This window comes from Vreelandella sp. 162(4c), assembly GCF_058152265.1.
Genome location: NZ_CM176981.1, coordinates 3,148,949 through 3,164,350, shown reverse-complemented (window position 1 = coordinate 3,164,350; position 15,402 = coordinate 3,148,949). Strand labels below are relative to the sequence as shown.

The 15,402-nt window shown below is 56.2% G+C and carries 12 protein-coding genes; 5 read left to right on the top strand and 7 right to left on the bottom strand.

Going from position 1 to position 15,402, the window contains the following annotated elements; all coding sequences use genetic code 11:
• Positions 1-35 precede the first annotated feature (35 nt).
• Positions 36-1,319: an MSMEG_0569 family flavin-dependent oxidoreductase gene (locus tag AC4EYZ_RS14590; protein WP_138801203.1), complete on the top strand. Its 1,284-nt coding sequence runs from the start codon at positions 36-38 to the stop codon at positions 1,317-1,319.
• Positions 1,320-1,423: 104 nt separating this feature from the next.
• Here AC4EYZ_RS14590 and ccoG read toward each other — a convergent pair whose 3' ends face one another.
• On the bottom strand, positions 1,424-2,872 hold the full coding sequence (ccoG, locus tag AC4EYZ_RS14585) for a cytochrome c oxidase accessory protein CcoG (protein ID WP_159177555.1): 1,449 nt from the start codon (positions 2,870-2,872) through the stop codon (positions 1,424-1,426).
• Positions 2,873-3,217: 345 nt separating this feature from the next.
• Here ccoG and mapR point away from each other — a divergent pair, with 345 nt between their 5' ends.
• The 4 genes from mapR (at position 3,218) to AC4EYZ_RS14565 (ending at position 7,392) form a co-directional block, all read left to right on the top strand.
• Positions 3,218-4,627, top strand: coding sequence for a GntR family transcriptional regulator MpaR (gene mapR, locus AC4EYZ_RS14580; protein WP_474191236.1), 1,410 nt, complete (start codon positions 3,218-3,220; stop codon positions 4,625-4,627).
• 164 nt (positions 4,628-4,791) lie between these two features.
• Positions 4,792-6,198, top strand: coding sequence for a cytochrome ubiquinol oxidase subunit I (locus AC4EYZ_RS14575; protein WP_474191219.1), 1,407 nt, complete (start codon positions 4,792-4,794; stop codon positions 6,196-6,198).
• 30 nt (positions 6,199-6,228) lie between these two features.
• The gene (gene cydB / locus AC4EYZ_RS14570; RefSeq protein WP_474191218.1) at positions 6,229-7,236 is read left to right on the top strand and encodes a cytochrome d ubiquinol oxidase subunit II; all 1,008 of its coding nucleotides are present in this window, start codon (positions 6,229-6,231) and stop codon (positions 7,234-7,236) included.
• 33 nt (positions 7,237-7,269) lie between these two features.
• Positions 7,270-7,392, top strand: a complete 123-nt coding sequence (locus AC4EYZ_RS14565) for a DUF2474 family protein (protein ID WP_082116842.1) — start codon at positions 7,270-7,272, stop codon at positions 7,390-7,392.
• 91 nt (positions 7,393-7,483) lie between these two features.
• Here AC4EYZ_RS14565 and AC4EYZ_RS14560 read toward each other — a convergent pair whose 3' ends face one another.
• The 6 genes from AC4EYZ_RS14560 to AC4EYZ_RS14535 all read right to left on the bottom strand — a co-directional run bounded on the left by AC4EYZ_RS14560 (position 7,484) and on the right by AC4EYZ_RS14535 (position 15,392).
• Positions 7,484-8,866, bottom strand: coding sequence for an L-serine ammonia-lyase (locus AC4EYZ_RS14560; RefSeq protein ID WP_474191217.1), 1,383 nt, complete (start codon positions 8,864-8,866; stop codon positions 7,484-7,486).
• A gap of 295 nt (positions 8,867-9,161) precedes the next feature.
• A complete protein-coding gene (gene purU, locus AC4EYZ_RS14555) occupies positions 9,162-10,028 on the bottom strand; it encodes a formyltetrahydrofolate deformylase (RefSeq protein WP_022521486.1) in 867 nt (288 codons plus the stop codon).
• 75 nt (positions 10,029-10,103) lie between these two features.
• Positions 10,104-10,736, bottom strand: coding sequence for a sarcosine oxidase subunit gamma (locus AC4EYZ_RS14550; RefSeq protein ID WP_474192996.1), 633 nt, complete (start codon positions 10,734-10,736; stop codon positions 10,104-10,106).
• Positions 10,729-13,779 carry a sarcosine oxidase subunit alpha family protein gene (locus AC4EYZ_RS14545; RefSeq protein WP_490203846.1) on the bottom strand — a complete coding sequence of 1,017 codons (3,051 nt, stop codon included), beginning with the start codon at positions 13,777-13,779 and terminating at the stop codon, positions 10,729-10,731. Before AC4EYZ_RS14545 ends, AC4EYZ_RS14550 begins: the two co-directional genes overlap by 8 nt.
• Positions 13,776-14,117, bottom strand: coding sequence for a sarcosine oxidase subunit delta (locus AC4EYZ_RS14540; protein WP_022521483.1), 342 nt, complete (start codon positions 14,115-14,117; stop codon positions 13,776-13,778). Before AC4EYZ_RS14540 ends, AC4EYZ_RS14545 begins: the two co-directional genes overlap by 4 nt.
• 24 nt (positions 14,118-14,141) lie before the next feature.
• Positions 14,142-15,392, bottom strand: coding sequence for a sarcosine oxidase subunit beta family protein (locus AC4EYZ_RS14535; protein WP_190374422.1), 1,251 nt, complete (start codon positions 15,390-15,392; stop codon positions 14,142-14,144).
• Positions 15,393-15,402 lie beyond the last annotated feature (10 nt).

The following is a 15,402-nucleotide window of genomic DNA, read 5'->3' as shown; positions in this document are numbered from 1 at the left end:
AAACATCTCATCAATCGTTGCAAAGAGAGAGCGATATGAAAGACCTACGTAAGCACTATTCTGCCATTATCATCGGTGGCGGTCAGGCGGGGCTATCCGTCAGCCACTACCTTCAACAACAGGCAATCGGCCATCTCGTTATAGAGAAACACAGCTTAATGCATAGCTGGCAGACAGCGCGTTGGGATTCATTCACCTTAGTGACGCCGAATTGGCAGTGCCAGCTACCCGATCATCCCTACGACGGGGATGATCCTAAAGGCTTTATGAAACGAGACGACGTCGTCGCTTACCTTGACCGCTTTGCCACCAAGGTTCAGCCTCCCGCCCTCGAAGGCGTTGCCGTTAATCGCGTCAGTCTGAATAGCAACGGGAAGTACGCAGTGAAGAGTTCCGCGGGTGAGTTTAGCGCGGATCAGATCGTGGTGGCCTCCGGCGGTTATCATCTCCCTATCATTCCACGTATGGCAGAGCGATTGCCCGATCGGTTGTTCCAGCTACATTCCGCGGAATACCGAAGCCCTGAACAGTTACCCGAGGGGGCGGTGTTGGTGGTGGGCTCCGGCCAATCTGGCGCCCAGATTGCCGAAGACCTGCACATTGCTGGGCGAAAAGTCTTCCTCGCCACTGGTGATGCCCCGCGCGTGGCGCGTCAATATCGCGGCAAAGATGTTGTCGAATGGCTTGATGAAATGGGCTACTACGAGATGTCGGTCGATCAGCACCCATTACGTGAGGGAGTAAGAGATAACACCAACCACTATGTCACAGGACGTGACGGGGGCCGGGAGATCGACCTGCGCAAGTTCGCTCTCGAAGGTATGGAGCTATTCGGGCTATTAGAAGAGTACCGCAATGGGGACTTTATCTTTCGCGATAATTTGCAAGCCAACCTCGATCATGCCGACAGTGTTTACTGCAACATAAACCAGCGAATTGATGCCTATATCGCCTCCCAGGGTATCGAGGCCCCACCAGCGTCCGAGTACACGCCATGCTGGGAACCGAACCAAGAGCGTTCCGAGCTAAATCTGGTCGACGCAGGGATTAGCGCCGTTATCTGGTGCATCGGCTTTCGCCCTGACTTTCACTGGCTTGATGCTTCGGTATTCAATGGTCAGGGCCATCCCATACACAAACGCGGTGTCACCCAACAGCCCGGCCTCTACTTTATTGGCCTGCCATGGCTGCATACCTGGGGCTCTGGGAGGTTCTCTGGGGTGGCGGCTGACGCTGAATACTTGGTTGAACGCATCAAAGCTTATCAGCGACAACAGGATGCGGCGTTACAACCGCTCTCGGAGCAAGCGTCAGCCTGACGCGGTTCACACTAGCCATTGGGCTGCTATCAGAGTGTTACTGCATCGTTACTCGCTTTGATCGCAGGTTTTTTCGCTTTTTAGATCGTGGCTACCCGTACCCACTACTCCCCTGAAGGCCCCAGGAAACGTGTTTCACTGACCTTCGTGATGGAAGGGTTATCTAATGCGATAAAGCGCAGTTCGATGGGATGGCTAGGTTGTGAAAGATTGTCCGCATCGGCGGTGAGTGCTAGACGCAGGCTGCGTGTTTCAAACGCCGCCACCTCTAAGGTATCCACTCCCTGCAGACGAAGCCCTGGCAACCCCGAGGCTGATACCGCGTAATGATGGGTTTGGCCATCTTGATTGCGCAGCGTCACGTTGTAGTAATTGATAATGCGACCCTCTACCGTGCTTTCAAACAATGCCTGACGGTCGCGGGCAATCTCTACATCAATGGGCACCCGGGCGTTCAAGAAACCGACTAACAGTACCACCATGGAGAATAACGCCGCCGTATAAGCCAACAGCTGGGGGCGCCAAAAACGGGTCGCTTTACCTTCCAGAACACGCTCGGTGGTGTAACGAATCAGGCCCAGCGGTTTATCAATCCGCGCCATAACGCTGTCGCAGGCATCGATACACGCCGCACAGCCAATACACTCGTATTGCAGCCCGTCACGAATATCGATACCGGTGGGGCATACCTGAACGCAGAGTTCACAGTCGATACAGTCACCGATTCGAGTTGCCTCAACACCCTTTTGAGAATGGTGACGGCGCGGCTCACCACGGGCAGCGTCGTAGGAAACAATCAGCGTATTAGCATCGAACATCGCTGACTGAAAGCGCGCATAGGGACACATATGCAGGCATACCTGATGGCGGAGCCAACCGGCATTCAAGTAGGTAAACAGGGTAAAGAAACCGATCCAGAACAGCTCTAAAGGGTGCATGTCCAGGGTAAACATATCCACCACTAACGCTCTTATCGGCGTGAAGTAACCAACGAAGGCTATTCCCGTTGCCAACGCAATCAGCAGCCAAGCCGCATGTTTGGCGGTTTTTCGCCATAGCGTATCCAAACTACGCGGTGCTTTATCAAGCCGAATGCGCCGGTGCCGTGGCCCCTCCAGGCGATGCTCGAACCAGATAAACAGAAACGTCCACACGCTTTGCGGGCAGCTGTAGCCACACCACACTCGCCCAGCCACCACCGTGATCAAAAACAGACCAAAGGCGCACAGCACCAGAATCCAGGTGAGCAAGATAAAGTCCTGTGGGTAAAACGTCGCCGCAAACAGGTGAAATTCCTGGGCTGAGAGGTCAAACCACACTAGCGGCCGATCACCCCAATTGATCCACGGTAAGCCGAAATAGAGCGCCATCAACAGCCAGTTAGAAAAGCGCCGGATACGCTGAAAAAAGCCGCTTATTTCTCGCACATAAATATGCCCGAGCTTCGGTGGCTTGCTACTGGGAGGACGAGAGTTGGGCGACTTAGACGGAGGCGTATGGTGTTCAACCGCCGCCTCGGTAGTCAGGTCTTGCAGTGGAATGCGTTGCGTCATACCGATATCCAAAAAAGAGAGAATGGAGGTTTATGCGGTCGAGGGGCGTCGCGAGGTAGATGATTAAGCATTTGTTAGAAGGCGCGACTTTTAAGTTAGCCGCTACTATGCTCATACAGGGATGGCACAAACAGATGCAGTTTTAGAGAAATAAGGCGTATCAGTTAGCACTAGCCTCTCATACAGCTGCTTTCTGATATGCTGTTTATTACTATATTTGAGCCTGTTTTACGCTTCGCACATGCGGCACAGTGGTGCTTTCTATCAGCAGAGAGGCGCGCTGTGCCAGCTAACACTGTGATGGAGCATTCGGGCGTTTTACTCAATGCACCGACGGTTTATCCCATGAAACGCTACGAACAGTTTGCCGATGAGATAGCGACGCTGATTCGCCAAGGTGTGCTTGGCCCAGGGGAACGAATTCCCTCGGTGCGCCAGGCTAGCCGCCATCACGGCATTAGCCCTTCTACGGTGTTCCAGGCTTACTATTTACTTGAGAACCGTGGGCTTATCACCGCAAGGGCACGCTCGGGGTATTTTGTGCGTGAACACGCCCGGCGTCTGCTGGACGAACCGCGTGTAACGCTGCAGCCCACCGACCCAGCAGAAGTAGAAGTCAGCGAGTTGGTGTTCTCGGTGCTTGGCTCGCTTCAGGATGACCGAACGGTGCCCTTTGGATCGGCCTTTCCTAGTCCTGAGCTGTTTCCGCTTTCGCGCTTGAGTATCAGTATGACCCGGGGGCTGCGGGCGCTTTCGCCCCAGCAGGTGGTGGCTGACATGACCACCGGGCATACCGATCTGTGTCGGCAAATTGCCCTGCGCTACATGCTGGGCGGCATTCAACTGCCGATGGAAGAGCTGGTAATTACCAACGGCGCGATGGAGGGTCTTAATCTAGCCCTGCAGTGCGTTACCCAGCCGGGCGACCTGGTGGCGATCGAGTCCCCAGCGTTTTATGCCAGCCTGCAAGTGTTGGAGCGCTTGAAACTGCGCGCGGTGGAGATACCCGTTCACCCACGGGAGGGCATCGACCTGGAGGTACTGGCAGAGCGACTGGAGACGCTGCCCATCAAAGCCTGCTGGTTTATGAGCCATCTGCAAAACCCAATCGGCGCCAGCCTGAGTAAAGAGCGCAAACAAGCGCTTTATCAGCTGTTAAAACAGCACCAAGTTCCGATGCTAGAGGATGATGTGTATGCCGAGCTGTACTTTGGCAGCACGCCACCCGCGCCAGTCAAAGCCTTCGATGATGAGGGTTTGGTCATCCACTGCAGCTCTTTCTCAAAGTGCTTAGCGCCGGGCTACCGGGTAGGCTGGGTAGCGGGCGGTCGCTATGCTCAGGCCATCTCGCGGCTAAAGCTAATGACGACGATTTCGCCTTCCGTGCCCGCTCAGGCAGCCATCGCTGACTACTTGCAGCATGGCGGTTATGACCGCCATTTGCGCAAGCTCCGCCATGCCCTGGAAGCCCAACAAGGCAGCATGCTGGCAGCAGCAGATCGCTACTTTCCTGCCAATACTCGCATCACCCGTCCGGCGGGCGGCTACTTTTTATGGGTGGAGTTTCCCGAGCAGGTAGATTCGTTGCGGCTATTCAATACGGCGCTCGACCATGGCGTTAGCTTAGCGCCGGGCCCGATCTTTTCCGCGACCCAGCAGTTTCGCCACTGCGTGCGCCTGAGTTACGGCCACCCCTGGACACCTAGCAGTGAGCGCGGCATGGAAACACTAGGCAGGTTATTAAGCCTCTTTTAGCGGGTACTCCAAACGCCATCTCCTTTCGACTGATCCGGTTTTTTAGTGAAAAACTGAGTCTGTTATGAAACACAGCGAAAGATAGACTGTTCCGATGAAGCCACACAGCGGCTATACCGGCCCACTATTTAGTTAAGACAGTGGCTGTCAGCGGAGGAAGCGCCATGTTCGGAATCGCGGCCATTGATCTGGCCAGGGTGCAGTTTGCCTTTACCATCTCCTTTCATATTATTTTTCCCGCCATCACCATCGGTTTAGCCAGCTACCTGGCCGTGTTGGAAGGGCTATGGTTAAAGACCCAGCGGGATACCTATCGTCACCTTTACCACTTCTGGTCAAAAATATTTGCCGTCAATTTTGCCATGGGCGTGGTCTCGGGCATTGTGATGGCGTACCAGTTCGGTACTCACTGGAGCGGCTTTTCCGCCTTTGCGGGCAGCGTCACGGGGCCTCTGCTCACCTACGAAGTGCTCACGGCCTTCTTTTTGGAAGCCGGTTTTCTGGGCGTCATGCTCTTTGGCTGGGAGCGGGTCGGCCGAGGCCTGCACTTTTTTGCGACCTGCATGGTCGCACTCGGCACCCTCGTGTCGATGTTTTGGATTCTCTCTTCCAATAGCTGGATGCAAACCCCGCAAGGCCACGACATCGTCAACGGTGTGGTGATCCCCGTTGATTGGATGAAGATTGTCTTCAATCCGTCTTTCCCCTATCGCCTGGCCCATATGGCGCTAGCGGCCTTTTTAAGCACGGCGCTGTTTGTCGCGGCCTCTGCTGCCTGGCTGTTGCTAAGAGGCAGACCGTCGCCTGAAGTGCGCACCATGCTCTCCATGGCATTGCTCATGCTAGCGATCACTGCTCCACTGCAGGCCGTAGTGGGTGACTTGCACGGCCTTAACACCCTGGAGCACCAGCCTGCCAAGATCGCCGCTATCGAAGGGCATTGGGATAACAGCAGCGGTGAACCTACTCCGCTCATTCTATTCGGCTGGCCCGATATGGCGGGTGAAGAGACCCGTTTCAAGTTGGAAATCCCCGTGCTGGGCAGCTTGCTATTACAGCACAGCCTGACCGAACAAATTCCCGCGCTTAAGGAGTTCGCCCCAGAAGATCGCCCCAACTCGACCATCGTGTTCTGGAGCTTCCGGCTGATGGTGGGGCTGGGGGTGTTGATGATTGTGCTTGCCATCGTGGGCAATACTCTGCGCGTCAAAAGGCGGCTATTTGAGTCTCGCCGCTTTCTACTCTTCACGTTATGCATGGGGCCAGCAGGGCTAGTGGCACTGCTGGCGGGCTGGTTTACCACCGAAGTGGGCCGCCAGCCCTGGGTGGTTTATGGGTTATTAAGAACCGCCGATGCCGCTTCAGCACACAGCGCCCTCCACCTCAGCATTAGCTTAACCGCCTTTGTGGTGGTTTATCTGGCGGTCTTCGGTACCGGCGTTATCTACATGATGCACCTGGTGAACAAAGGCCCAGGCGATCCCTCTGCGCCCGCCTTAGGTGGCCCAGGCCATCACCGCACACCCGCCCGGCCTCTCTCGGCGGCTAACGAGACGCTGACGGCTCACTAACAATTCGCTAATAGTTATGAGGGGTGCATTATGGGAATCGATCTATCGCTCACCTGGGCCGTTATCATCCTGTTTGGTTTGATGATGTATGTAGTCATGGATGGTTTTGACTTAGGTATTGGCCTGCTTTTTCTGCGCGTGCATGACGAGCAGGAGCGCGACATTATGATGAATACTGTTGCCCCGGTGTGGGACGGCAACGAAACCTGGCTGGTGCTTGGCGGTGCGGGGTTATTCGCCGCCTTTCCCCTCGCTTACGCAGTGGTGCTGGAAGCGCTGGCCATTCCGCTAATCGTGATGCTGTTGGGGCTGATTTTTCGTGGCGTCGCCTTTGAGTTTCGCTTCAAAGCATCCCCCGAGCGGCGCCATGTGTGGGACAAAGCCTTTATTGGCGGCTCGCTGATGGCGACTGCTGCACAGGGCGTTGCCTTGGGCGGCTATATTCAGGGTATCGCTTTTGATGGCGTTCGTTTTAGCGGTGGGTCGCTGGACTGGCTCACGCCTTTTTCGCTGCTTTGCGGCGTTGGTCTACTATTTGCCTATGCGCTGCTGGGCAGCACCTGGCTGATAATGAAAACCGAAGGCGCCCTGCAACAGCGGATGTACCGGATCACCAAACCGTTGATGCTCGGGCTGCTGGTGATGATCGCCCTGGTCAGTGTATGGACACCGCTGGCTTACCCGAATATTGCCGCCCGCTGGTTTTCGCTACCCAACCTGCTGTGGTTTTTACCGGTACCGCTGTTAGTCATGCTGGTAGGTTGGTGGCTATGGCGTGCTATCGCCTTTCAAGACACCGCCCTGCCCTTTGTGTTGGTCTTGGCACTGGTATTTTTAGGCTACAGCGGTCTGGGCATTAGCCTGTGGCCAACGATTATACCGCCCGATGCGTCTATCTGGCAGGTCGCCGCCCCCGCCCAAAGCCAAGGCTTTGCCTTAGTAGGCACGCTGTTTATTCTGCCGATTATCTTGATGTACACCGCCTGGAGTTACTACGTCTTTCGCGGCAAGGTGAATCCTGGCGATGCTTATCATTAACCCCCTATCCCCTGTGTATTGAGGAGTAAGACAATGAAGCCTCTCGCCAAGCGCCTGGGCTGGTTAGTCACCATCTGGCTTTCGAGTGTGGGTGTTCTCTTGCTGATTTCATTGGGACTTAAGTTTGTGATGGGAATGGCGGGATTGACCAGCTAACGACCTCTTTTGCACCTATAGCTCAAAAAGAGAATGCTGAACCCTTTCTCAGCAAGGATCCAGCATTTACATCTACTTCAGCCGACGCTGTTTAGCACTCAATGGCATTTACCGCTAATCCACCTTTGGATGTCTCTTTGTACTTATCCAGCATGTCCCTGCCGGTATCGCGCATGGTACGAATCACTTTATCTAGCGATATAAAGTGAGTGCCATCGCCACGCAGTGCCATCTGAGCGGCATTGATCGCCTTTACCGTGGCGATAGCGTTGCGCTCAATACAAGGGACTTGAACCAACCCTCCAACGGGGTCACAGGTTAATCCTAAATTGTGCTCCAAGCCGATTTCGGCCGCATGCTCTACTTGTTCGGGAGTGCCCCCCATCACATCAGCCAAGCCAGCGGCTGCCATGGCACAAGCTGATCCAACCTCCCCCTGGCAGCCCACTTCGGCTCCGGAGATCGAAGCATTTTTCTTACACAGAATGCCAATGGCGCCTGCCGCCAGCAAAAAATCCACCACGTTTTTCTCACAGGCATTGGGCTGAAACTTCATATAGTAGTGTAAGACGGCGGGGATGATGCCCGCAGCGCCATTGGTGGGCGCCGTGACCATGCGCCCCCCTGCGGCATTCTCTTCGTTAACGGCGAGGGCAAAAATGTTCACCCACTCCATCGCTGAGAACGTTGAGGCGATCAGGCAATCGTTCTGCTCTGCCGCTTGAAGATGCTGGTGAAGCAGCTTAGCCCTGCGCTTAACGTTTAACCCCCCCGGCAATACCCCTTCGTGGGTTAATCCATTGTCGATGCATTCACACATCACTTTCCAGATACGCCACAGTTCGTTTCTGACCTCCTCCTCCGTCCGCCAGACTTTCTCATTTTCCAGCATCAGCCGGCTGACACTTAGCTGCTCTTTTTTACATAGCGCCAAGAGCTCGTCTGCCGTATCGAAGTTGTAAGGAATGGTAACGCCACCCAAATCGTCCAGTGGCATATCCACCTGGGCCTGTTCAACCACGAAGCCGCCGCCCACCGAGTAATAGGTATTTTCATACACCAAGTCGCCCTGATGCGTAAAAGCCGCCAGCTTCATGGCATTAGGGTGATGTGGCAAGCTCTCTTCATGAAAATAGAGGTCTCTATCCCAAACAAATTTAACTTCTTTTTGTCGACCAAGCTGTAATGATTGGCTCTCTTTAAGCGCCTCGATGGCTGGCTCAATAATCGAGGGATCTATTGTGCTAGGGCGTTCACCCATCAATCCCATAATAATTGCGTTATCGGTGGCATGCCCGATACCCGTGGCGGATAACGAGCCATAAAGATGGACTTCAAGATGTCCTACCTCATCGAGCTGGCTGTTTTCGCGCAGGGTTGTGACATACTTAAAAGCCGCCTGCATGGGCCCGACGGTATGGGAACTGGAGGGGCCTACTCCAATCTTAAAAAGGTCGAAAACACTGATAGGCATTGGAGCACCTCTTGACGTATAAACAGGGGAAAATCAGGCGGTGCCTGACAATTTCAATAAGTTATTGATGTGATGATAAATAAAACTAATCTATCTTTTATTGATGATATTTTTATATTTATAAAATGATACTTTTAGGCACGATTTATCACAAATAACTTCTCAAACATAACAAGGGGTTACGTATCGATCTGGCAAAAGCTTAGCAACGACAGCACCCCAGTTATAAAAGCGCGCTCAAACTGTTTGCGTTTATTAACAACAGCATTAGGCAAAAGCATTGGTTACCAAAAAACTAGTTGCCAAAAACGACTGTGCGCCCTGAATAAAAGAACACGCGGCGTTCCAAGTGATAGCTAATCGCTCTAGCCAGGGTGAGGCACTCGATATCACGCCCCTTGGCAACCAGATCCTCAGGATAATGGGTGTGATCCACAGGCTCGACACCTTGGGCAATAATCGGCCCTTCATCAAGGTCATTATTAATGTAGTGCGCCGTTGCGCCGACCAGCTTAACCCCTTTCTCATATGCCTGGTGATAAGGCTTGGCGCCTTTAAAACCGGGCAGCAGCGAGTGGTGAATATTGATCGCCCGTCCGGCTAATAGTTCACACATAGAGGGGGAAAGCACCTGCATATACCTTGCTAGCACCACCAATTCAGCGTCGGTATCCGCGATGATTTCGCGTACCTGGGCTTCCTGCTGCAATTTCGTCTCGGGCGTGATCGGCAGGTAGTGGTAGGGCAAATCGTGCCATGCTGCCAATGGCTCCAGATCAGGATGATTGGAAATCACCGCTTTGATATCCAGAGGAAGCTGCCCTGTCCGATAACGGTAGAGCAGATCATTCAAGCAGTGATCGGCCTTGGAGACCATAATCACAGTGCCGGTGCGTTTGCCAGGGGCCGTCAATTCGAACTGCATATCGAATTCGCTTGCCCGCGCTGAAAAATCGGTGTGAAAGCGCTCTTCATGAAACTCATCTTGCTCTGGGCGAAACTCGGCGCGAATGAAAAAGCGCCCGCCGAGCCGATCATCGAAAGAGTTGAGTTCAGTGATATAGCACTGCTGCTCTTTTAGAAAGCGGGTGACGACGTCCACCGTTCCCAAGCGACTAGGGCATTGGGCGGCAAGTATCCAGGTATCGCTCATTCGGCTCATAGTGCATGCTTCTCAGTTAGCGGCAGACCGTTGCGGAAGATCATAGCGGCCGGAACAGCGCTCCGGCCTGCCCGCTTATTGTTGTACGTTAATGCCGAATTCTGCCCCGGCATCCAGCAACCAGCGGTAGCAGTAGTCGGCAAAGCTGCGCCGCACCACTAACTCCCAACGCTCGTCACTGGGACGACGAAGAATAGTGGTCGCCTTAGCGAAGACGGTAGTGACACCTTTCCCCACCGGGAAATTGCTGGGGTGAACATCGTAGATCACCGTTTTCATCAATAGCTCTCGGGCTGCTTCGCCGGAAAGCTCTAATAGCGTCTGGCCGCCGCTGACGTCGCTAATCGCGAAGTGGGCACTGCCCAATTGCTCGCGCAGCTTGGTCTCCAGTGGAAACTCTTCGCCACCTGGCACGATGACCAGCCACTCGTCCGGGGAGAGCCACTGGATAGAACGTTCACCGCTGGCATCTTGTACCAACGTCTGGGGTTGCCCAGGCAAGCTGATTCCCAGCACGTCGCGCACCGCCTCGTCGAGCACGATGGCGCCGCCGCGCAGAATCAGATGCCCCTGCATTGCCCGCTCGCGTAGTTTAAGCCGGTAACCACTGCCCCGAGGCGCGCCACTGTGACGGTAGCTGTAGGCCAGCGGGGACTCTACCGGGATCGCGGTATCAGTACGGGTGTCGAAAGTAGCCGCGTTAGACATGCTGGCGCTCTCCCTTGGGGTCGTAGAAAACAGTGCTGACGATTTCAGCTTCATGGGTCTGGCCGTCGGCCATAGGCAGGTAAACCGTTTCGCCCATTTTATTGTGCCCGCCTTTCACCACTGCTAAGGCAAACCCTGAATCCAGAGTCGGGCTGTAGTAGCTGGAGGTAACATGTCCCACCATGGGCATCGGAATCGCATGCTTGGGATCAAGCACGATCTGAGCGCCCTCTTCGAGGATCACCTTCGGGTCCTTGGGCCTGAGCCCCACCAACTGCTTGCGGTTTTCACGTTTGGTGTCGCTGCGTGTCAGGGCCCGCTTGCCTATCCACGAGTAAGGCTTGTCGTAGCCTACGCACCACTGCATCCCTAAGTCTTCCGGTGTCACGGAGCCGTCGGTTTCCTGGCCCACGATAATAAAGCCCTTTTCAGCCCGCAGGACGTGCATGGTTTCGGTGCCATAGGGCGTCAAGCCGTACTTCTCGCCATGCTTGAACAGGGTTTGCCACACGTGCATGGCGTAGTTGGCTTGCACGTTGATCTCGAAGGTCAGCTCGCCGGTAAAGGAGATGCGAAAGACCCTTGCAGGCACTCCCGCCACTTTCCCGGATCGCCAATCCATAAACTTGAAGCTTTCGCGGTCAAGATCGATATCACTGATCTCAGCGAGCAGCTTGCGCGCTTCTGGGCCAGTGATGGTCATGGTGGCCCAGTGGTCAGTCACCGAAGAGAAGTAGACATCCAGTTCCGGCCACTCAGTCTGATGCCATAGCTCCAGCCACTCCAGAATCGCTGCAGCGCCACCGGTAGTGGTGGTCATCAGAAAGTGGTTTTCAGCTAGGCAACTGGTCACACCATCGTCGGTGACCATGCCATCGTCTTTACACATCAGGCCGTAACGGCATTTACCAACCGCCAGCTTCTCCCACTTGTTGGTGTAGACCCGCGCCAGGAATTCACGCGCATCCGGCCCCTGGATATCGATCTTGCCAAGCGTCGAGGCATCGAGGATACCGACCTTCTCGCGCACGGCCAGACACTCACGAGCCACTGCCTCGTGCATCGTCTCGGTCTTGCCATTCACCTTCTGAGGGTAGTACCAGGGACGCTTCCACTGACCTACATCCTCGAACTCGGCGCCACGCTCTACGTGCCACTGGTGCAGCGCGGTGTAGCGTTCGGGGTCAAACAGGTCACGGCAGTGGCGACCAACGATGGCGCCGAAGGTAACCGGAGTATAGTTGGGACGGAACACCGTGGTACCCACCTCAGGAATGGAGCGACCCAGGCAGCGAGCAGCAATTGCCATGCCGTTGATGTTGCCAAGCTTGCCCTGATCCGTACCGAAGCCCATCGCGGTATAGCGCTTGATGTGCTCGATGGACTCGAAGCCTTCCCGGGTTGCCAGCTCGATACCCGCCGCGGTAACGTCGTTCTGCAGGTCGACGAACTGCTTGGGGCCGCGCAGCGTGGGCTTCTCGTGAGGCACCTGGAAGAGCGCCACTGCTGGCCCCTGCTGAAGGCGCTCGGCGCTTGGCAGAGTGACCGTCTGAACGGCATGGCCCATGGCGGCCGCTGCCTTGATGCCCGCCTCGACACCTTCCGCCAGCACGTCTCCCAGCGCATAGCAGCCGTTGGCACCGCCACACGCCTGAACGCCCTTCACCAGCCCCGGCACGAAGCCGAGAATATCGTCGCGCCAGGTAGGCCGCGCGCCAGTGTGGGATGCCAAGTGAATCACCGGGCTGTAGCCGCCGGAGCTGGCGATGGTGTCGCAGGCCAACTCCTGAACCGGGCCGGTCACTTTGAAAGCGTCAATATCAATCTTGGCGACCCGCGCTGCAGTAACCCTATTGCTGCCCTTCGCCTCGATAACGGCGCTGCCCGTAATAATCTTGATGCCCTGGGCGCGAGCGGTATCGACCCAATCGCCCACCGGCGCCTCGCGGGCGTCCACGATAGCGACGACCTCACAGCCAGCCTCTTTCCAGTCCAGGGCAGCGCGGTAGCCGTAGTCGTTGCTGGTGGAGAGTACCAGCTTGCGGCCCGGTGCCACGCCATAGCGTCGGATGTAGGTCGACACAGCGCCAGCCAGTAGGTTGCCCGGCACGTCATTGCCCGCGTAGACCAGCGGACGCTCGTGAGCACCCGTGGACAGGATCACCTGGCCAGCGCGTACCCGGTGCAGGCGCGCACGTACCTGACGGTGGCCATTTTCCACCGGCGCCGTATCGCCCAGGTGTTCGGTGCGCCGCTCATGCAGGGTAACGAAATTGTGATCGTGATAGCCGTTGGCCGTAGTACGCGGCAGCAGCGTGACGTTCTCGCAGCTCGCCAACTCGTCCAGCACCCGGGCAACCCACTGATCCGCCGGCTTGCCTTCTAGGGTTTCGCGGCTGGCCAGCAGCGAGCCGCCCATCTCTTCCTGCTCATCGGCCACCATCACCCGAGCGCCGCTGCGCGCGGCGGCCAGCGCTGCCGCCAGACCCGCGGCGCCTGCGCCGACGACCAGCACATCGCAGTGCTGATTGAAGTGATCATAGTTATCCGGATCGGCTTCCATGGGGCTGCGACCCAGCCCCGCCGCCTTGCGGATGTACTTCTCGTAGGTCAGCCACATCGAGGCCGGCGCCATAAAGGTCTTGTAGTAGAAGCCCGGCGGCATGAACTGCCCGCCCAGCTTGCCGAACAGGCCCATCAGGTCGCGCTGTACGTTCGGCCAGCCATTGGTACTGCTGGCGGTCAGGCCGTCATATAGCGCCTGCTGGGTGGCGCGTACATTGGGCACCTGGGCCGCTTCACTGCTGCCTAACTGTACGATGGCATTGGGCTCCTCGGCGCCCGCAGCGACAATGCCGCGGGGCCGGGAGTATTTAAAGCTGCGGTTAACGATATCCACACCGTTAGCCAACAGCGCCGAGGCCAGAGTATCCCCGGGATGCCCTTGGTATCGCTGGCCGTTAAAGGTAAAGCTCAACGTGCGGGAGCGATCGATACGGCCACCCGTGTTAAGGCGGTACACTTGTTGCTTGGACTGGCTCATGCCCGCACTCCTTCTTGTTGGCTTACCGCAGCGCCCTCGCGGGCCTGGCTCTGGCTATCAGCGGTAATCGACGGCTGCTCGCCCATTTTGTAAGTCTCGAGAATCTCGTAGCTCACGGTGTGGCGCGTCACGTTGAAAAACTTGCGGCAACCCACCGCATGCACCCACATTTCATGGTGAACGCCACGGGGGTTGTCACGGAAGAACAGGTAATCCCCCCACTCTTCGTCACTACACGCCTCGGGCTCCTTGGGGCGCTCGATATGCGCCTGGCCCTTGGGGTGGAATTCCTCTTCCTCACGGTGTTCGCCGCAGTAGGGGCAGTAGATATAGAACATGCGAATACTCCTCTCGTATGAACCCTAGTGGGCCACGCCGGCAGCGCCGTGTTCGTCGATCAGCGCACCGCTATGGAAGCGGAACATGGAGAACGGCTCGGCGATGGGGTGCATTTCCCCCTTGGCCAGGCTGGCAGCGAATACATGCCCCGACCCTGGTGTGGCTTTGAAGCCGCCGGTACCCCAGCCGCAGTTGAAGTACAGACCCTTCACCGGCGTTTTAGAGATAATCGGACAGGCATCCGGGCAAGTATCGACGATACCGCCCCACTGACGGTTCATGCGTACCCGAGAGAAGATCGGGAACATTTCAACGATCGCCTGGAGCGTGTGCTCCACGGTGGGATAACTGCCGCGTTGACCATAGCCGTTATAACCGTCGATGCCTGCGCCAATCACCAGGTCGCCCTTGTCGGACTGGCTGATGTAGCCATGCACCTGGTTCGACATCACCACCGTATCGAGAATAGGTTTGATCGGCTCAGAGACTAAGGCTTGCAGCGGATGGGACTCCAACGGCAAGTTAAAGCCGCCCATTTTGGCCAGCACGGAGGAGTTACCGGCAGTCACACAACCGACGGTTTTGGCTTCAATATCGCCACGGTTGGTGTGTACACCGTAGATCTGGCCATCACGAATTTTGAAGCCGGTGACTTCGGTCTGCTGGAGAATATCCACGCCGTGGGCATCGGCACCGCGAGCATAGCCCCAGGCCACGGCATCGTGGCGAGCCACCCCCGCGCGCGGCTGCCAGGAGGCACCCATTACCGGGTAACGCGCGCTTTTGGAGCAGTCCATAATCGGCACTAGCTCCTGCACTCCTTTGGCGTCTAAAACTTCACCGTCAATGCCATTCAGCCGATTGGCATTCACCCGACGCTGGATATCGCGCATGTCCTGCAGGGTATGCCCCAGGTTGAGCACCCCCCGCTGGGAGAACATGACGTTGTAGTTAAGGTCTTGGGAAAGCCCTTCCCACAGTTTCATGGCGTGTTCGTAAAGCGCAGCGGATTCGTCCCATAAGTAGTTGGAACGCACAATGGTGGTATTACGGGCGGTATTACCACCGCCCAGCCAGCCTTTCTCAATCACCGCCACGTTCTTGACGCCGAACTCTTTCGCCAAATAGTAGGCCGTGGCCAAGCCGTGACCGCCACCACCGACGATGATTACATCGTACTGCTTCTTGGGTGTGGGGTTGCGCCACTGGCGCTCCCAGTTCTCGTGGTGGCTCAGCGCGTGCTTGACCAGGCCGAAGCCGGAATAGCGTTGCATAGTGGTCTCC